This is a genomic window from Xenorhabdus thuongxuanensis (assembly GCF_001908095.1).
Classification (GTDB): Bacteria; Pseudomonadota; Gammaproteobacteria; order Enterobacterales; family Enterobacteriaceae; genus Xenorhabdus; species Xenorhabdus thuongxuanensis.
Window position 1 is genome coordinate 48649 of the sequence record NZ_MKGR01000009.1, and the last position, 19793, is coordinate 68441.

Annotated in this window: 13 protein-coding genes; 5 read left to right on the forward strand and 8 right to left on the reverse strand. The window is 42.8% G+C overall.

The features are described 5' to 3' along the window. The first annotated feature begins 60 nt into the window (after positions 1–60). Complete coding sequence (gene suhB / locus Xentx_RS08245; RefSeq protein WP_074019774.1) at positions 61–864, forward strand: inositol-1-monophosphatase; 804 nt, start codon at positions 61–63, stop codon at positions 862–864. Positions 865–942: 78 nt separating this feature from the next. On the opposite strand, the gene Xentx_RS08250 is transcribed toward suhB, so the two are convergent. Both Xentx_RS08250 and glyA read right to left on the reverse strand, forming a co-directional pair. After that, positions 943–2184, reverse strand: a complete 1242-nt coding sequence (locus Xentx_RS08250; protein ID WP_074019775.1) for a 3-phenylpropionate MFS transporter — start codon at positions 2182–2184, stop codon at positions 943–945. Between the two features lie 87 nt (positions 2185–2271). Then, the gene (gene glyA, locus Xentx_RS08255) at positions 2272–3525 is read right to left on the reverse strand and encodes a serine hydroxymethyltransferase (RefSeq protein WP_074019776.1); all 1254 of its coding nucleotides are present in this window, start codon (positions 3523–3525) and stop codon (positions 2272–2274) included. Positions 3526–3861: 336 nt separating this feature from the next. Between glyA and hmpA the strand changes: the two genes are divergently transcribed. After that, positions 3862–5076 carry an NO-inducible flavohemoprotein gene (hmpA, locus tag Xentx_RS08260; protein WP_074019777.1) on the forward strand — a complete coding sequence of 405 codons (1215 nt, stop codon included), beginning with the start codon at positions 3862–3864 and terminating at the stop codon, positions 5074–5076. Between the two features lie 136 nt (positions 5077–5212). Here the strand turns inward: hmpA and glnB are convergent, their stop codons facing one another. From glnB to purL, 6 genes are all read right to left on the reverse strand, one after another. Next, a complete protein-coding gene (gene glnB, locus Xentx_RS08265; protein WP_045971762.1) occupies positions 5213–5551 on the reverse strand; it encodes a nitrogen regulatory protein P-II in 339 nt (112 codons plus the stop codon). 15 nt (positions 5552–5566) lie between these two features. Next, positions 5567–7189, reverse strand: a complete 1623-nt coding sequence (locus tag Xentx_RS08270; RefSeq protein WP_074019778.1) for an NAD+ synthase — start codon at positions 7187–7189, stop codon at positions 5567–5569. 173 nt (positions 7190–7362) lie between these two features. Continuing rightward, a complete protein-coding gene (glrR, locus tag Xentx_RS08275; protein ID WP_074019779.1) occupies positions 7363–8700 on the reverse strand; it encodes a two-component system response regulator GlrR in 1338 nt (445 codons plus the stop codon). Between the two features lie 2 nt (positions 8701–8702). Continuing rightward, entirely contained in the window at positions 8703–9575 is an 873-nt protein-coding gene (gene qseG / locus Xentx_RS08280; RefSeq protein WP_074019780.1) for a two-component system QseEF-associated lipoprotein QseG, read from the reverse strand. 5 nt (positions 9576–9580) lie between these two features. Continuing rightward, on the reverse strand, positions 9581–11020 hold the full coding sequence (locus tag Xentx_RS08285) for a sensor histidine kinase (protein WP_074019781.1): 1440 nt from the start codon (positions 11018–11020) through the stop codon (positions 9581–9583). A gap of 708 nt (positions 11021–11728) precedes the next feature. Beyond that, positions 11729–15616 (reverse strand): phosphoribosylformylglycinamidine synthase, encoded by a 3888-nt coding sequence (purL, locus tag Xentx_RS08290; protein ID WP_074019849.1) that lies wholly within the window; start codon positions 15614–15616, stop codon positions 11729–11731. 266 nt (positions 15617–15882) lie between these two features. Here purL and mltF point away from each other — a divergent pair, with 266 nt between their 5' ends. The 3 genes from mltF to Xentx_RS08305 all read left to right on the forward strand — a co-directional run bounded on the left by mltF (position 15883) and on the right by Xentx_RS08305 (position 19602). Then, complete coding sequence (mltF, locus tag Xentx_RS08295) at positions 15883–17391, forward strand: membrane-bound lytic murein transglycosylase MltF (RefSeq protein WP_074019782.1); 1509 nt, start codon at positions 15883–15885, stop codon at positions 17389–17391. Positions 17392–17941: 550 nt separating this feature from the next. Next, entirely contained in the window at positions 17942–18910 is a 969-nt protein-coding gene (locus tag Xentx_RS08300; RefSeq protein ID WP_074019783.1) for an IS30 family transposase, read from the forward strand. An 11-nt stretch (positions 18911–18921) separates the two neighbouring features. Continuing rightward, positions 18922–19602, forward strand: coding sequence for a hypothetical protein (locus Xentx_RS08305; protein ID WP_139292456.1), 681 nt, complete (start codon positions 18922–18924; stop codon positions 19600–19602). Positions 19603–19793 lie beyond the last annotated feature (191 nt).

Sequence of the window (19793 nt, forward strand, 5' to 3'; positions counted from 1 at the left end):
ACTGCTATAATGCGCGCCAATTTATTTCCCGTTCTTTAAAATTCTGGTGGAAGATACCCCATGCATCCGATGCTAAACATCGCTATACGCGCTGCGCGTAAGGCCGGCAACTACATTGCCAAAAGCTACGAAACTCCTGATGCTGTTGAAGCAAGCCAAAAAGGCAGTAACGATTTCGTTACCAATATTGATCGTGAAGCAGAAAAGCTGATCATTGACATCATCCGTAAATCATACCCTAAGCATACGATTATCACCGAAGAAAGTGGTGAACACTTAGGAGAAGAGGATGACTTCCAATGGGTTATCGATCCACTGGATGGCACAACCAACTTTATTAAACGTCTTCCCCATTTTGCTGTTTCCATTGCCGTACGTATTAAGGGCCGCACAGAAGTATCCGTAGTTTATGATCCAATGCGCAATGAGCTGTTCACTGCAACTCGTGGTCAAGGCGCTCAATTGAACGGTTATCGTCTGCGTGGTACTAATGCTCGTGATCTGGATGGAACTATCATTGCAACGGGTTTCCCATTCAAAGCCAAGCAGCACACTATCCCTTACATGAATGTACTGGGTAAATTATTTGAGCGCTGTGCAGATTTCCGGCGCACTGGTTCTGCAGCACTGGATATGGCGTATGTCGCCGCCGGACGTGTAGATGGTTTCTTCGAAATTGGCCTGAAGCCATGGGATTTCTTGGGCGGCGAATTGTTGGTACGTGAATCAGGTTGTATTGTTACTGATTTCGTTGGTGGCCATAATTATGTCAGCTCCGGCAATATCGTTGCAGGCAGCCCACGTATTGTTAAAGACATTCTGTCTGAAATGCGTGAAGAATTGACTGAAGCATTGAAACGTTAATTCGTTATTATTAAATAAATATAATTTGAGCAATGTTGTTTTTAGGGCACCTGATAAGTGCCCTTTTTCTTATTTTTATTAGCGCGAGAATGAATGGGCTTCAACTTTTGGTCTCAGGAACAGGGCAGGCAACACAACCAATGCCATCACCCAAAATATACCATGTCCTATATGTTCATACATGAAACCAGCAATCATACTCATGACAGCAATCCCGCCTCCCATTGCTAAAGCAGAGTAAGTGGATTGCAACCGGATAATTTCGTTTTCTTTTCTGGCGCCAATAAAACGCATCGCTGCCAAATGGCAAACTGTAAAAGTACCACAATGCAGGATTTGAATAATAATCAACACCGATAATTCGGTCGAGGTTCCCATGAGCCCCCAGCGAACAACACCACAAATTCCTGATAATAACAACAGATTACGGGCGCTCCAACGGCGAAATAATTGCTTGCTGAAGGTAAAGATAATAACTTCCGCCACCACGCCCAACGACCAGAGATAACCAATGGTTGATGGGGAATAACCCGCTTGCTCCCAATAAATGGAACCAAAACTGTAATACCCCGCATGGGCAGCCTGCAATAAAGTTACACAGAGTAAAAACCGCCACACTGATTTTTCAGATAAAAGTTCTTTAAAAGAAACGGCATTGGTATTGGCTGCTTTAATCTTACCTGTCGGCATGATGGAAGGTTTCAACATCATTCCCAATGACATGGCTATAACACTGAACACCAAAAAAGCAAGAATGATATGGTGTGTGCCAAATAACTCGCGACCTATCCAATGATTTAAACTGTCAAACGATATATTCCAGCCAAAATTCAGATCGCTGATTGAGAGATTGATTCCATTGGCAGACATCAATATACCCGCCAGCGAAGAACTAATAACAAATGCAACCGAACCCCAAACCCTTACCTTACCATAATCAAACGTAAACTGTTTTTGCCATGTTCCTGCTAAAGCATCTGATAAGGGGACGAGTGGTGAGAAGAATAAGTTGAAACCAATCATGATAAAGAAAAGCCATGCCCAATGGCTGTCGAATACAAAGCCAATGGCAAAAAGCAATGCCAACAATGAGAGGAGGCGTAATGCTTTAATTAATTTAGCGGGGTCTTTTACCGTAGGAGAGATAACCAGACTGCCGACAAAGCGAGCTACCATCCCAACACCTAGCAATATCCCTATCATTGAGGCATCAATGCCTTCACCTTTTAACCAGACAGACCAAAAAGGCAAGAATATGCCGTAAGAGAAAAAATAGGTGAAATATCCCAATCCCAACCAAAATGTCGATGGAACAACCATCCAAATGCCCCCGTTTTTGATACAAAAAACCCGCTCAAAACTAACGTTATGAGTCGGGCTTATTACTGATACTACATTTTATTTAAATTATGCGTAAACCGGATATTTTGCGCAGATATCCAATACCTTTTGCTTAACACTTTCAATGGTTGCTTCATCATTGATGTTATCCAGCACATCACACATCCAGCCGGCCAGTTCACGGGATTCTGTTTCTTTGAAGCCACGGCGGGTAATTGCAGGCGTTCCGATACGGATACCAGAAGTGACGAATGGGCTGCGTGGATCGTTAGGTACACTGTTTTTGTTAACGGTGATATTGGCACGCCCCAAGGCCGCATCAGCATCTTTACCAGTAATGTCTTTGTCCACCAGATCCAGCAAGAACAAATGGTTTTCAGTTTCCCCAGAAACCACTTTGTAACCGCGTTGCAAGAATACTTCTACCATCACTTTCGCGTTCTTAGCAACTTGATGTTGGTAGGCTTTGAATTCAGGCTCCATCGCTTCTTTCAATGCAACTGCCTTACCGGCAATAACGTGCATCAACGGACCGCCTTGAGAACCAGGGAAAACGGAAGAATTCAGTTTCTTATAAAATTCTTCATCACCACCCTTCGCCAAAATCAAGCCGCCACGCGGGCCAGCCAATGTTTTGTGCGTTGTTGTTGTCACAACGTGTGCATGAGGAACTGGGTTTGGATAAACCCCTGCTGCAACCAGACCCGCTACGTGAGCCATGTCAACAAACAGATAAGCACCGATTTCATCCGCAATTTCACGCATCTTCGCCCAATCAACAACCCCAGAATAAGCAGAGAAGCCACCGATGATCATTTTAGGCTGATGTTTTTGCGCCTGGATGCGAATATCGTTGTAATCGATCTTACCTTTTTCATCAATACCATAGGGTACGATGTTATAAAGTTTACCAGAGAAGTTAACTGGAGAGCCGTGAGTCAGATGGCCACCATGAGCCAGATTCATCCCTAAAACAGTATCGCCAGGTTTTAGCAGTGTCATATACACCGCAGCATTTGCCTGAGAACCAGAATGTGGCTGGACGTTAGCATAATCCGCACCAAACAGCGCTTTTGCGCGGTCAATCGCAAGCTGTTCAACCACATCAACATACTCGCAGCCACCGTAGTAACGTTTACCCGGATAACCTTCCGCATACTTGTTAGTAAGCTGAGAGCCTTGTGCCTGCATCACTCTTGGGCTGGTGTAGTTTTCAGAAGCAATCAATTCAATGTGTTCTTCTTGACGACAAACCTCCTGTTCCATCGCTTGCCACAGTTCGAGATCGTAATTCGCAATATTCATTTCACGTTTTAACATTTGGTTCTCCTGACTCAGCTACATCTCTAAAAAAATACCCCTGAGGGCCAGAATGGCACACAGTGTAAACTCTTTTTATCGAATGAGATAGTCTTGACAAAATAAATTACGCAAACGTTTGCATAACGCATTGGTAGCCGATTAGAAGCTAAATAACCTACTGTTTTGCTAATGATTGCGGATTTATTACTGATATTTGTGATCCCAGTCGTGATTCATATTAATTAAAATTCTATTTTTTTGATTTAAGGAAGAATTATTATCTTTTCTCAATTTGATATATTCCCAAACCCTATAAGTTGCATTTAAAATACAATTTATAAGTTTCAGCATTATATGAGAAAAATTCAGGAGATCCCCATGCTAGATAGTCAGGTTATCGCAACCATAAAATCGACCATTCCATTAATTATTTCTACAGGCCCTAAGCTAACTGCGCATTTTTATGAACGCATGTTCAAACATCATCCTGAATTAAAAGATATTTTTAATATGAGTCACCAACTCAACGGTGATCAACGTGAAGCACTGTTCAATGCCCTTTGTGCTTATGCTGGAAATATCGATAATCTGTCAGCACTCTTACCTGCCGTAGAAAAAATCGCCCATAAACACGCCAGCCTCAACATTCAACCGGAGCATTATCAAATTGTAGGTAAGCATCTGCTAGCAACGATTGATGAAATGTTTCATCCAGGTGACGAAGTTCTCAACGCTTGGGGAAAAGCCTACAACGTATTAGCAAATGTCTTTATCAATCGAGAAGAGGAAATTTATCAAAGCGGTGAGTCCCTGAAAGGGGGTTGGCGTGATCTACGTCAGTTCCGTGTTATCCGGAAACAACCACAGAGTGATGTCATCACTAGCTTTGAGTTTGTGCCTGTTGATGGTGGCAAGGTCATGGATTATAAACCAGGACAATATTTGGCAGTTTATATAGAAGATCCAGCATTTGATAACCGTGAAATCCGCCAATATTCTCTGACCGCCGCACCAAACGGAACCAGTTACCAAATTGCCATTAAACGTGAACTCCAGGGAAAAGTTTCAAACCACATGCACGATAAGGTACAGGAAGGGGATATTGTGATGCTGGCAGCACCACATGGTGATTTCTTCCTTGATGTGCAATCTGATACGCCAGTCACGCTGGTTTCTGCTGGAGTTGGTTTGACTCCGATGATGAGTATGCTGCAACACCTGCATAACCATAATCACACTGGCTCAGTAAATTGGTTCCATGCCGCAGAGCATGGCGGCCATCACGCTTTCGCAAATAAGGTAAATGAAATTTCCCAATTTATGCCTAATTTGTATTCACAAGTTTGGTATCGTGAACCCAGGGACATAGATCAGAAAGGCATACATTACCAACATACTGGGCTTATGGATCTATCCCTCGTGAAGGAAGCAATAACGGTAGAAGGGATGCAATTCTATTTCTGTGGACCAGTGGCTTTCATGCAACATATCGCCAAACAGTTGCTGGCAATGGGCATTGGTGAGCAACATATCCATTATGAATGTTTTGGCCCACATAAAGTCATTTAATATAGTTTACTTAATATAAAGGATGAGTGATAACGGATTAAAAATAGGATATTCCCACACCCCATCTTCCATTAGAGTGTGGGATAACTGATAATATTTCCGTTATCACTTTTTTCAGATGATTTTAATAACTTGATTAAATTGCTTCTTCGTCCTGCTCACCAGTACGAATACGTACAACACGGGCAACATCGAAAACAAAAATTTTACCATCGCCAATTTTGCCTGTTTGTGCAACCTGCATGATTGTCTCGACGCAGGTATCAACAATATCATCCGGTACGACAATTTCTATTTTTACCTTTGGCAGAAAATCCACCATATATTCCGCGCCGCGATACAGTTCAGTATGCCCTTTCTGACGGCCGAACCCTTTTACTTCTGTCACGGTCATACCAGTGATACCCACTTCAGCCAGAGCTTCACGCACATCATCCAGCTTGAAGGGTTTGATAATTGCATCAATCTTTTTCATGAAGTCTTCCTGTTATTACCAGTTCTTACGCCCGAAACCGGAAGTAATCGGGTAGCGACGGTCTTTACCAAAATCACGCTGCGTAATGCGTGGGCCAATAGGTGCTTGGCGACGTTTATATTCATTGATGTCAACCAGTCGGATCACCTTGCGAACAATGGCTTCATCAAAACCTTCAGATACCAAGTCAGCCACTGATTTATCTTTTTCAACATATCCTTCGAGAATCGCATCCAGCATGTCATACGGAGGAAGGCTGTCCTGATCCAGTTGATTTGGTGCCAACTCCGCTGATGGTGGACGATCAATCACACGCTGAGGAATAGCTGGGGATACTGTATTACGATATTTAGCCAATGCAAATACCATAGTTTTAGGGACATCTTTCAATGCATTAAAGCCACCAGCCATATCACCGTACAAGGTTGAGTACCCTACTGCCGATTCACTTTTGTTACTGGTGGTCAATACCAGGCGACGACGCTTGTTAGACATTGCCATCAAAATAACCGCGCGGCAACGTGCCTGTAAATTCTCTTCTGTCGTATCTTTTTCTGTTCCCGCGAACATGGGTTCAAGCTGAACCATAAACGCATCAAACATAGGTTCGATGGAGACTACGTCAAATTCAACCCCCAGCAATTCTGCTTGTTCTCTGGCATCGTGGATACTCATTTCTGAGGTATAGCGGAATGGCATCATAACCGCCTGCACGTGATCTTTGCCCAAAGCATCCACAGCAATCGCCAATGTCAGCCCTGAGTCAATCCCGCCAGACAAACCAAGCAAAGCGCCTTTAAAACCGTTTTTTTGCACATAATCACGTACAGAAAGTACTAACGCCTTATAGATTTGCGCCAAAGGGAGCAATTGAGAGATCGGATTTTCCATTGGTTCAATGTCCATCTCATTGAAACAACATTGCTCAACCTGTTCCTCAAATGCTGCCATGCGATGGGTTATTTCACCATTAGCATCAAAGACCTTAGAACAGCCATCAAAGATAAGCTGATCTTGCCCACCCACCTGATTAAGATAGATAATTGGCAAATGAGTACGCTGGCAGTGGGACTTAATTAATGTACTGCGGATATTCGGTTTTTCACGATTAAAAGGAGAGGCATTAATCGACAAGATGATTTCTGCACCAGCCTGTTTCAAGGCATCAATTGGGGCCTCAAACCACAAATCTTCACAAATCAACAAACCGAGGTTATAACCCTTGAATGGTATAACACAGTTTTGATCTCCTGCTTTGAAATAACGCTCTTCATCAAAAACACCATAATTTGGCAATAACTGTTTGAAATAACGTGCCACAATTTCCCCTTGCCAAAACAGGGAAAGTGCGTTGTAGAGTTTGCCATCCTGTTGCCACGGATGCCCTACCAAAATACCAACCTGAGAGCTAGCTTCTTGCAAACGTACCAATTGTTCACGGCAACGCTGATGTAAATCAGGGCGGAACAACAAATCTTCAGGAAAATAGCCAGACAGAGCCAGCTCAGAAAACATAACCAGATCAGCACCTTTGGCCTGCTGCTCACGAACTGTCTGCAACATACGTTCGCTGTTGCCTTCAATGTCTCCTACCAACCAATTTAACTGGGCAAGAGCAATATTAAGAGTACGACTCATAGAATGCGGCTCTCCTGGGCCATAAATCATCTATCTTCTTTACTGGATTTCAGCAGCAAAGCAATTCAATCTCTATACCCTGTGTTTTTTAAGCTGCCTGTATTTAGCAATCTGAAACTTAGCGGGGTATATAATCTCTACTTAGTGTAAGAATTTCTGGGGGAGCAGAAAAGTTATTCCTTAAAATCGTTAGCATCCAACTCGTGGCGTGCTAACAACTTATAAAATTCTGTCCGGTTACGCCCTGCCATGCGGGCTGCATGGGTCACATTACCTTTGGTTATCTGCAACAATTTACGCAGATAATTCAATTCAAACTGCCCACGGGCCTCCACAAATGTCGGCAATGCCGTATTTTCCCCTTCCAATGCCTGGGTAACCAGAGCATCACTAATGACCGGTGCCATCGTCAATGCCACACACTGTTCAATGACATTGACTAATTGACGCACATTGCCCGGCCAACTGGCTGCCATCAGACATTTCATGGCTGTGGTAGAAAAGCTACGAACAAAAGGTTTATGGCGTTTGGCAGCATCACGTAACAGATGATTAGCCAATAGAGGAATATCTTCTGCGCGTTCATTCAAGGCAGGAATTTTCAAATTAACAACGTTCAATCGATAGTAGAGATCTTCCCGAAACTCATTACGCTGCATAGCTTTAGGCAGGTCACGGTGAGTGGCTGAAATAATTCTGACATCAATGTCGATATCCCGATTACTCCCCAATGGGCGAATCTTGCGTTCCTGTAGCACTCGCAAAAGCTTAACTTGCAACGCCATCGGCATATCGCCAATCTCATCAAGGAACAATGTTCCTCCTTGCGCCGCTAAAAATAGCCCTTCCCGACTGCTGACGGCGCCCGTAAACGCGCCTTTGGCATGACCAAATAATTCAGATTCAAGTAATTGCTCAGGTAAGGCACCACAGTTAATAGCAATAAAAGGCTTCTTCGCTCTGGGACTTGCCCGATGAATAGCCTGAGCCAGAACCTCTTTACCCGTTCCACTTTGCCCGTTAATCAGAACACTCACATCGGATTGAGCCACCATCTTTGCCTGTTCCAATAGACGCAGCATCAGAGGGCTGCGGGTGACGATTTTCTCGCTCCACTGCCCATCGATGGCTGGCGTTGATAGTTCCAGAGCATTATCAATAGCTTTATAAAGTGCATCACGATCAACAGGCTTGGTCAAGAAACTAAATACGCCTTGTTGCGTTGCCGCCACAGCATCAGGAATAGAGCCATGCGCAGTCAGAATAATAACAGGCATACCAGGATGCTGTTTCTGAATTTCGGCAAACAGCGCCATACCATCCATTTCATCCATGCGTAAGTCACTGATCACTAAATCTACTTTTTCTCTCGCCAGTATGCGTAACGCCTCATAGCCGCTCTCTGCGGTCGTGACACGAAATCCTTCACTGGTCAAACGCATTCCCAATAGTTTTAGCAAGCCAGGATCATCATCAACTAAAAGAAGATGGGCGGAATTGCGTACTGTCATTATTATTCAGCTCCTTTTTCTTCTAACTTTTCTTCTGAAGGATTGGCTTCCGCTTTAGTATCCGCGTCTTGTGCGGGTTTGTCTTTCGGTTCTGCTTTATTATCTGATGAAGTGTTCGTGTTAGGAGTAGCAACGCTACTTTGCTCTTGTTTACGGAAAGAAAGTTGGCGTTCAATATCGGTCAGATTTTCTAGTTTGCGGGACATTGAATGAAGCTCATATTCTAAACGTGCCCGTATTTCTTTCAGACGATCAATTTTGTTATCACTGTCAAACTGAAAGCGCTGGAATTTGGCCCTTTCTTCAGCAAGATTAATTTTCAGATATTGCTGCTCACGCCACAATTGGAGTAATGGCCGCAAAGCGACAGGAAATTGTGCACTATACCGATTAAAGTTTTCCACCGTTTTTCTGCGTTCAGCTAATACAGAAGTCGCCCTGCCAATTAAAATACTTTGCTTAAGTACTTGATGCCAATCAGTCGGAGTATCAGGGATAAACTGTTTCGCCGTCTCACGAGCTTCTGTCGAAGACAATCGATCCGTGCAATCGATAAACCTTAACCAATAAAGCCCATTTTCCATCGCGGCTGGTTTCGTGATATCCCAGATTGAATCACAATCCTTAAGACGATAATCCGTAACATTCTGTTCTGGCAAGATAGACTGCGCCAGGGTCGTCAAATTATCTGATCCATTCATTTTAACGCATCCTGCCAGCAAATAGGGAGCAAACAATAGCAAGATAGCCCGAAAGCGCAGAGTCGAAGCACGTGCCAAAACAGATGGCCTAACAGCCGTTTTTTTCATTGGCTCAGTCACAATATTTTGCTGTCCCGTCTCCGTCATAAAGCGGTAGATAAACCTGTTATACATATTATTTAGTCATTCTCTGCGGTTAATGGCAGTTCGATTCGAAAACATACATCAGCAAAGTCAGATTCTACCAGGCCAAGCTCTCCCTGCATCTGTTTAATGCAATCTTGCGCGATACTCAAGCCAAGACCACTTCCTTTAACTGCCCCTTTTCGTTGTAGTTTTCCTTGGTAAAATGGCTCGAAGATCATACTTTTCTCTAACTCTGGGATAGGTGTTCCTGTATTGGCAATGTCAATTTGAAGGCTTTTCCCTGCTTGCCGACTAGAAATCCAAATGTTACCGGATTCAGCGCCATAGTGCACTGCATTGGAATAGAGATTATCAATTACCCGTGTCAATAAGCCAGGTTCCGCCCAACAATAATCCATATCCAGTTGAATTTCTGTATGAATGTTTTTTGTCCGTGCCGGCAATTGATGTGATAACACGACACTATCCACAATTTCTTTTAAAGAAACAATCTGCTGTTCAGCAGCACCATCCGCTAATTTGCGGTTATATTCAAGTAATTGCTCAATGAGCTGCTGTAAATGCTTACTACTACTGTCCAAAATACTGACCACTTCTTTTTGGTCTGCCGTCAAAGGCCCTGCAATTTCGTCAGCCAATAGCTCCGTTCCTTCACGCATACTTGCCAGAGGGGTTTTCAGTTCATGGGAAATATGGCGTAAAAACTCATGGCGCTGAGACTCCAGCCAAGATAAACGTTCACTCAGCCAAATAATGCGTTGGGCCAATGAGCGCAATTCCCGCGGTCCTTTAAAGGAGTCAATCTGATTTTCCAATGATTGCCCTTCTCCTAGCTGGTTGATCATCCGTTCAATACCTTTTACTGGCCCAATGATCATACGTGTAAACAAGGTTATCAAGAAGGCACTTAATAAGAATAAAATGAGGCTTTGCCAACCGAAAAATTGTCCTTTATCAGCGATATCTTTTTGCAGTTGTTCACCACGGCTGAAAATAATATTACGGGTTTCCTGCACCAAAAGATTATTAGCCCTGGAGAATTCTTCAAGTAGTTTAGACGAAGTTGCTTCTGGCGCCCCATTACTACAAGAAATTTTGCTCAAACCTGACAGTAATTCATTGAATTTCTTCGTATATTCCGCATTAGCCAACATCGCCATCTGATTACCGAGCATATTCATATATTGCCGATATTGACGTTGATAAAGCTTTTCTAGCCGACTATCGCCCAATACGCAGTATTGGCGGTAACTACGTTCCATCTCAAGGGCGACTCCAACCATCGCCTCGCTACGGCGGGCATCCACCAGCGTTGAACGATTAATCTCAGCCGCTTGAGTACTAAGCTGATCAAGGCTTTGATAAGCCTGATAAGCCAAAACTAATAGTGGCAATAACACCAGCCAGAAAGCCATGACAACCAATTGGCGCAATGAACGTGGAAATAAACGCCATTTTTTCAAAAAAATCATCTCATAACCTGTAATTACATTGATGCTACAGTTACTTTTATCTTCTTATTGAAAATGGTCAGAATAATAGTTGAAAACAGCGGATAATTGAAATAATAGGTAATTGGAATATGCGGATGCATACATAAATACGGCGGACAGGAATAACCTACAATAATGATGGCGGGACAGTAACTTTTTTACCATCCCGCCAGTGAAGAGCCTTCATGCTATTCAATGAACATGTAGGTGGTGCCTCACTCCACGTGTCGCCCTGTGTTTGATAAAGCCCGAAGGCGAATATCATTAAGTTGGACGGTAGGCACCTTACTTTGGCGTCATTCTGAGCTTTATGTGGATGTTCCCACCTCATTGCGGGCCGACATAAAAAGATGAATGAGCAACTGCTCCATATTATGCATATTACATGCCAATTTGCAAAATTATTTCTAACTAATTGATATAATGGTAAATAAATAAAAATGTATATTTACTGCATTTTCTTATCGGTATTTCTTCATATTTGATACGTATTAGTGTCGCTTATTTATGACATATTACTCTCAAAAAATATTTTTCAATTTATATCAAATAATTAAGCGTCTCTTTTTTGAGACATTATAAAACGCCACTGTCGCAATATGGAGACACTGCCAGAAAAAATGATGAATAACACCAAAGCGTCAGATAAAAAATAAAGACCCTGATGCATTTTCAGGGCCTTTTCTATTAACCTAACTGTTTACGTGCATTACGGAAAATACGCATCCACGGGCTATCCTCTCCCCATTCTTTAGGATGCCAAGAGTTGCTAACAGTGCGGAATACCCTTTCAGGATGAGGCATCATTACCGTGACTCTTCCGTCAAGGCTGGTCACAGAAGTAATACCGTTCACAGAACCATTTGGGTTCGCTGGATAGTTTTCTGTCACTGAACCGTAGTTATCCACAAAACGCAATGCAACCTGCTGATGTTTTTCAAGCTCCATCAAACTCAGGTTGTTTCTAAACTCCACCTGTCCTTCACCATGAGCTACTGCGATCGGTAAGCGAGAACCTGCCATATCTTTCAGGAACAGTGAAGGGCTGTTTGTCACTTCCACTAAGCTAAAACGGGCTTCATAGCGTTCTGAACGGTTACGGACAAAACGTGGCCAGTGTTCTGTGCCAGGGATCAATTCATGCAGATTAGATATCATCTGACAACCATTACACACACCAAGTGTTAAGGTATCTGGTCTTGCGAAGAAACTCGCAAAATCATCACGTACCCGTGAATTAAACAGAATGGATTTCGCCCAACCTTCACCCGCGCCAAGCACATCCCCATAGGAGAAGCCGCCACAAGCAACTAATGTTTGGAATTGATCTAATGTGATCCGACCCTCCAATAAGTCACTCATATGAACATCTACCGCCTCAAAGCCTGCTCGGTGAAATGCTGCCGCCATCTCAACATGAGAGTTAACTCCCTGTTCACGCAATACAGCAACGCGCGGACGCACTTGTTTTGCAATATAGCAGGCTGCAATATCTTCCGCGGGGTCGAAAGTTAATTTCACATTCAAGCCAGGATCATTCACATCCTGTTTTGCCTGATGTTCTTGATCTGCGCACTCAGGGTTATCACGCAGACGCTGCATTTGCCACGTTGTTTTTGCCCACCATAAGCGCAATGTGCTGCGCTTCTGACGATAAACTTCCATATTGCCACTGGAAATCACAAAATCATCGCCCGCCTGGGCCTTACCCAGATAGTGCACACATTCATTTAATCCATAATCTGCCAACAGGTTTTCAATTTGCTCTCTGTCAGTTTCACGAATTTGAATTACCGCACCTAGTTCTTCATTAAATAATGCGGCCAAGATATCTTCATCAAATGCACTGATATCGGCATACAAGCCGCAATGGCCTGCAAAAGCCATTTCAGCTAATGTTACCAATAGCCCACCATCTGAACGGTCATGGTAAGCCAGCAATTTTTGTTCTGAAATCAAATGTTGGATCGCATTAAAGAAACCCGCTAATTGCTCAACGCTGCGAACATCTGCGGTTTTATCCCCAAGTTGGCGATAAACTTGAGCTAATGCCGTTCCACCCAGCGCATTTTGCCCTTTACCCAGATCGATCAGCAACAACGCATTATCATCTTCAGTAGATAATTCTGGTGTCACAGTACAGCGCACATCTTCTACCCGAGCAAACGCACTGATAGCCAATGAAAGTGGTGAAGTCATTTCACGCACTTCCCCATTTTGACTCCAGCGGGTTTTCATCGACATCGAATCCTTACCAACTGGAATGGTCAATCCCAATGCCGGGCACAACTCCTCACCCACAGCCTTAACCGCGGCATACAAACCTGCATCTTCACCAGCATGGCCTGATGCCGACATCCAGTTAGCTGATAGCTTCACTCGTTTCAGATCCTGTACATAGGCAGAAGCGATATTGGTCAGTGCTTCACCCACAGCCATACGCGCCGATGCCGCAAAATCCAATAATGCAATCGGCGCTCGCTCACCCATTGACATGGCTTCACCATAATAGCTGTCCAAACTGGCAGTGGTAACAGCACAATCTGCAACTGGAATTTGCCAAGGGCCAACCATTTGGTCACGGGCAACCATACCGGTTATGGAGCGATCTCCAATCGTAATCAGGAATGTTTTTTCCGCCACGGCAGGCAAATGCAAGACACGTTTTACCGCTTCTGCCAGCTCAATGCCCTTGCGATCCAAACTTTGCCCTTGAGCTTGCAAAACCTGCACATTTTTTAGCATCTTTGGCGTCTTACCGAGCAAGACATCCAGCGGCATATCGATTGGCTGATTATCAAAATGGTTGTCATTCATCAGCAAATGTCGCTCTTCCGTTGCTTCCCCAACCACAGCATAAGGAGCACGTTCACGACGGCATATGTCTTCAAACAGGGCTAACTGCTCTGGTGCTACCGCCAAAACATAACGTTCCTGGGATTCATTGCACCATAACTGCAATGGACTCATGCCAGGTTCATCATTAAGAATATTGCGTAATTCAAAACGCCCGCCTCGACCGCCATCACTGACCAATTCAGGCATGGCATTTGACAAACCACCAGCTCCGACATCATGGATAAATACAATCGGATTTTTATCCCCCAATTGCCAACAACTGTCGATAACTTCCTGACAACGGCGCTCCATCTCCGCATTGTCACGCTGCACAGAGGCAAAATCCAAGTCAGCATCAGACTGACCAGATGTCATTGAAGATGCCGCACCGCCCCCTAAACCAATATTCATGCTTGGTCCGCCCAACACAATCAATTTTGCGCCGACCGGAATATCCCCTTTCTGAATATGTTCTTCACGGATATTCCCGATCCCGCCAGCCAACATGATGGGTTTGTGATAACCACGCAATTCTGTACCGTTATGAGAACAGATTTTTTCTTCATAGGTTCTGAAATACCCTAGCAATGCCGGACGCCCAAATTCATTATTAAACGCTGCGCCTCCTAATGGGCCTTCCAGCATGATGTCCAACGCACTGACAATGCGATCAGGTTTACCAAAATCCTCTTCCCACGGCTGTTCAAACCCGGGAATTCTCAAGTTTGAAACCGAAAAACCGACCAGCCCAGCTTTCGGTTTGGCTCCCCGTCCGGTTGCACCTTCATCACGAATTTCGCCACCTGACCCCGTTGCTGCACCAGGCCAAGGTGAAATTGCGGTTGGATGGTTATGAGTTTCCACTTTCATTAAAATATGAGCAGGCTCTTGATGGTAGTCATAAACACCAGTTATAGAGTCAGGGAAAAAGCGGCCAACATGAGAACCCTCCATAACCGCCGCGTTATCTTTATAAGCAGAAAGCACGTAATCCGGCGTTTGTTCAAACGTGTTTTTGATCATTTTGAACAAAGACTTGGGTTGGGTCTGACCATCAATAACCCAATCTGCATTGAATATTTTGTGGCGACAATGCTCAGAATTTGCCTGTGCAAACATATACAGCTCAACATCCGTTGGATTGCGTCCCAACGCCTTAAAAGCTCTCATCAAATAATCAATTTCATCTGTAGCCAGAGCCAGCCCTAGTTCAATATTTGCCGATTCCAGTGCTGCCCGTCCCGATTGCAAGATATCAATCTGTTTTAACGGCGCAGGTTGCTGATGAGAAAACAGGGCTTCGGCTTGTTCAAACTGAGTGAACACACTTTCCATCATGCGATCATGCAGTAATGCTGACAACGTTTGCCAGTGCCCATCATCCATACCAATACTCTGAATATAATAGGCAATCCCCCTTTCTAAACGGACAATCTGGTTCAGTCCACAATTGTGGACAATGTCTGTCGCTTTCGATGACCAAGGGGATATCGTGCCTGGACGAGGTGTGACTAATATTAGTTGTCCTTTAGGCTCAAGTTCGGCCAAAGAGGGGCCATATTTTAATAGCTTATTTAATTTTTCTCGCTCATCTTTCGTGATTGGGGCACTGACTTCTGCAAAATGTACATATTCTGCATAAATGTCGGTAACAGGGAGATGTTGATCTTGACACTGGGAAAGGAGCTTAGTGATACGAAATGCCGATAAAGCAGGTGAGCCACGCAGAATTTCCATAATAATAGGTTCTCTCATCTTAGAAGCAAAGCCTGACTGATGCCTCAGGGGAAACTGCAAGCATTATAGAGGAATGTTTCCTTTGACGAAACCGTTTGCGTGGTTATTTATCCACCCTGCAATACATTCAATAAAGTGCCAAAATGGGTTTAATAGGGTTGCACATCCCCCTTTTGTTACGCAAAATTCTCGATTACTGGAAATTTAACCATGCTATTATCTTGCACTTCGCACGGTTCCCAATCGTTCTGTAAAGAGATAACTATTTGAATAACATAAAGATAAATTATTTTGTTATCGTAATTATCGCGCTCCTCTCTGCTGCCATAATCGGCCTTAATATCAACTGGCCGAATAAACAGCAGGAGCAGATAAACAAAATTCTGGCACGAGGAGAGCTACGGGTTAGTACCATCAGCTCTCCTCTGATCTCTCTTAACAGCAAAAATGAACCAACAGGATTCGACTATGAGTTAATCAAGAGGTTTGCCAATTACCTAGGGGTTAAACTTGTCATTAAGTTTCGTCCCAACATTAAGCAACTTTTTGACGACTTGGAAAACGATAAAGCCGATTTCCTGGCGGCCGGGCTTATCTACAATAAAGACAGGCTGAATCAAACACGCACTGGCCCTGCCTACGCTTCAGTTATACAACAACTGGTTTATCGCAAGGGAGCGACACGCCCACATTCGTTTGGTGATCTCAAAGGCAAACTCATCGTCACGGCAGGTTCAGCCCATGTAAGCGAATTGAAAAAGTGGCAAGAGAAGTCTTATCCTGAGTTAACTTGGGAAGAAACACCACACAAAAATACACAGCAATTGCTCGAACAACTCTCTGAGGGAAAAATCGACTATACAATCAGTGATTCCCTCAGTTTAGCTTTACAACAGCGTATTCATCCCAATTTAGCAGTTGCGTTTGATGTCAGTGAAGAGAATCCCCTGACTTGGTATTTAAAGCGCAATAGTGACTATAGTCTCTACTCCGCTATGCTCGATTTTTTCAGTATGTTGACTGAAAACGGTATCATGTCACGGTTACAAGAAAAATATTTCAGCCATATCGGTTCATTCGATTATTTTGATACGATTTCCTTTATTCGCGCCATTAATAATCTCTTACCAACCTATCAGCCAATTTTTCAACAATACGCGGGATCGCTTGATTGGCAATTAGTGGCAGCTATTGCATGGCAAGAGTCACATTGGGATCCACAAGCCACTTCATCCACTGGCGTTCGAGGTTTGATGATGCTCACTCGCCCGACAGCAGAATGGGCTGGAATTCACGATCGGCTGGATCCAGAAGAGAGTGTCAAAGGAGGAATGGCTTATCTGAATTATCTGATGGAACGTTTGCCAAAAACCATTCCTGAAGATGAGCGCATTTGGTTTGCCCTTGCAGCTTACAACATGGGATATGGGCACCTTCTTGATGCCCGTAAATTAACCGCTGCGCAAAAAGGTAATCCAGACAGTTGGCTGGATGTTAAAGCGCGTCTTCCCCTACTCAGCAAGAAAAAGTACTATGCCAATACAACATATGGTTATGCCCGTGGCTATGAAGCTTATCGCTATGTTGAAAATATTCGACGTTACTATTTGAGCCTGGAGGGATACCTTAGGGCAAAAGCTAATCGCGAGAAAGCAGAGGAAAGTGAAGCGCCAACGGATACCACCATAATTAGCGCTCCTCAAGTGGAAAAGGCTAAAACCGACACGGCTAATACTGAAAACAATAACAAATTTAACAATCAAATTGGCGAATGAGAGGCGTTTTACAACTATCACAGACCACACCGATGGCTTGAAAGGTAAAACGCCTTATGAGATACAACACTTAGTGATTAACGCTGCTATCAGCGTCACTTCCCATGCTAGTATCAGCAAGAATTTCCGTAATGTACCAATGATCTTTACTCTGCCGTAGCGTTGAGATGGTAGGGTTGTACACCAATCTGCCTACCATTCTCTTGAAGAGAGACAGTTAGCTGACCATCACCCCCTATTTCTGAGCCTACGATCAAAACAGAGATTGCGCCCATACCATCTGTAGGACAAGAAAATTTTTTCTGGCCTGTATCCTGACCATTAACGACAAAGCTACCTAATGAGCATTCAAGAACTAGGTCTAATCCAGCAATCTCAATGAATCCTTCATGGACTAAAAGCTGAATATCAATAGCAGATCTTCCTTGATAGAGTTGATAAGATCGAAAAAATTTTACTGAAATACTTGGATTCGCCTAATAAGTGCAATTTCTGAAAAAGGCGGTCAGTTGCTATAGTAGGCATCTTTCTCGCCAAAGGAAAATGCACTATGGCCTATACACAACTGACCGAAATAGAAAGATATCAGATTTTCAGCTTAAAAGAAGCCGGTTTTACACAACGTTTTATTGCAACGTCTCTCAGTCGAAATCCATCAACAATTAGTCGGGAAGTGAGACGAAATTGGGCGGCACCGAAATATTGCCCTAAACAGGCTCAGCTTAAGGCATTAGAGCGCCGTCATTCTTCGGAAAAAGCAGTCAAAGTCACGCCAGAAATAACACGGTGGATTAAGCAGTTAATTTGGCAAGATTTAAGTCCTGAACAAGCCGTCGGTTATCTCAAAAGGGAAAAGAAAATATCTTTACATCATGAAACGGTTTATAGGTTAATTTATACAGATAAAATTAATGGTGGTAATTTATGGCAGCATCTCAGAATTGCTAGAAAATCGTATCGAAAACGCTATGGAAGTCATGAACGCCGAGGAAAAATAAAAAATAGAATCAGTATTGACAATCGTCCTCAAATTGTTGATAAAAAACAGCGTATTGGTGATTGGGAAGGTGATACTATCGTTGGCAAAGATCATAAAAGTGCTTTATTAACATTAGTTGAGCGAAAATCGCTATTTACGATCATCATTAAACTGGAAGATAAAACCGTGGCGGGGGTTGCAAAAGCGGCGACAAGGAATTTATCGCATATAAAACAAAAGATTAAAACCATCACGGTGGATAACGGATTGGAATTTGCCGAACACGAACTTATCAGTAAGAATTTAGAGGCAAAGATTTATTTTGCCCACCCTTATTCCCCTTGGGAAAGAGGAATAAATGAGAACACCAATGGATTAATCAGAGATGACTTCCCAAAAGGAACCGATTTTAATCAGGTATCAGAGCGGGAGATAAATCTTGTCGCCAATAGATTAAATAAACGCCCTCGAAAGACACGAGATTACAAAACACCGAATGAGTTATTTAAAGGAATACCCACTCGTTTACTTCGTTCATAACGGTGTTGCACTTGTTATGTGAATGCAAGGTATTTAAATATTTTGATAATGCAGGTGGAAAGGATCATCCACACACTATTTTTTCTTCGCTGCGAGGGGAATTAAGAGAGACAGAAAATTCTGGTTCTTTTTATGATGATAAGAAAATTACCGATATTGTTTATAGCTTGCCGGCAGATAAAAACCAATCACCATATGGAAAAGAAATGTTAACCTTTGGTGATAAAAAAAGCGGAGCAATACAATTTAATGCCTATGGAACTGCTGAAATAAATACAAAAGTAACAATGAAAAGCGGAGAGATTAAATTATACAAGTATGAAAGTACTATTAATAATGTGTCAGACATTAACCCACAATATAAACGTTACTTAAGTCCCAGCCCCAATATTACTTGCATTGATAATTCCTCAAACTCAACAAAGCGAGATTTCTATTCAGATAAAGAAGTATATGATCCTGACAACCCCATAGATTTTTATTCTCTATATAATGAATGGGGTGGGAAGTTTGATTTATACGATTGGGGAATATTTGATAAAATCGATAACAAGGACCCCAATAAAGCCACAATTATAGTAAGAAATACCGGTTCTGATAGTCAGAGTAAACCGTTTAGGGTTTATGACTCTAAAAATAATACCTTCGATAAACAGACAGAGGGTATTATTTTTTGTTACCAGATACTCTAAAATCAAAAAAATAAAAGCACAAGTTCAAAAAAGGATTGTGCAAATACAATCAACTGTCGTGATGAAAAAAAGTTATCAATTGATAACTTTTTTTCATTGGTTTTTTATTTTTTATACGGCTATGTTGAGCATCAAAATTGAAATGGTTACATAACAGGTAATATTAAATTTTTTTAAAAATATTAATTTTA

Excerpts from the sequence above, each read along its gene's own strand:
- glrR (WP_074019779.1), bottom strand. The coding sequence starts at position 8,700 with ATGACAGTACGCAATTCCGCCCATCTTCTTTTAGTTGATGATGATCCT.
- Xentx_RS08270 (WP_074019778.1), bottom strand. The coding sequence starts at position 7,189 with ATGAGTCGTACTCTTAATATTGCTCTTGCCCAGTTAAATTGGTTGGTA.
- Xentx_RS08285 (WP_074019781.1), bottom strand. The coding sequence starts at position 11,020 with ATGATTTTTTTGAAAAAATGGCGTTTATTTCCACGTTCATTGCGCCAA.
- Xentx_RS08250 (WP_074019775.1), bottom strand. The coding sequence starts at position 2,184 with ATGGTTGTTCCATCGACATTTTGGTTGGGATTGGGATATTTCACCTAT.
- hmpA (WP_074019777.1), top strand. The coding sequence starts at position 3,862 with ATGAGAAAAATTCAGGAGATCCCCATGCTAGATAGTCAGGTTATCGCA.
- qseG (WP_074019780.1), bottom strand. The coding sequence starts at position 9,575 with ATGTATAACAGGTTTATCTACCGCTTTATGACGGAGACGGGACAGCAA.
- glnB (WP_045971762.1), bottom strand. The coding sequence starts at position 5,551 with ATGAAAAAGATTGATGCAATTATCAAACCCTTCAAGCTGGATGATGTG.
- purL (WP_074019849.1), bottom strand. The coding sequence starts at position 15,616 with ATGGAAATTCTGCGTGGCTCACCTGCTTTATCGGCATTTCGTATCACT.
- Xentx_RS08300 (WP_074019783.1), top strand. The coding sequence starts at position 17,942 with ATGGCCTATACACAACTGACCGAAATAGAAAGATATCAGATTTTCAGC.
- suhB (WP_074019774.1), top strand. The coding sequence starts at position 61 with ATGCATCCGATGCTAAACATCGCTATACGCGCTGCGCGTAAGGCCGGC.
- glyA (WP_074019776.1), bottom strand. The coding sequence starts at position 3,525 with ATGTTAAAACGTGAAATGAATATTGCGAATTACGATCTCGAACTGTGG.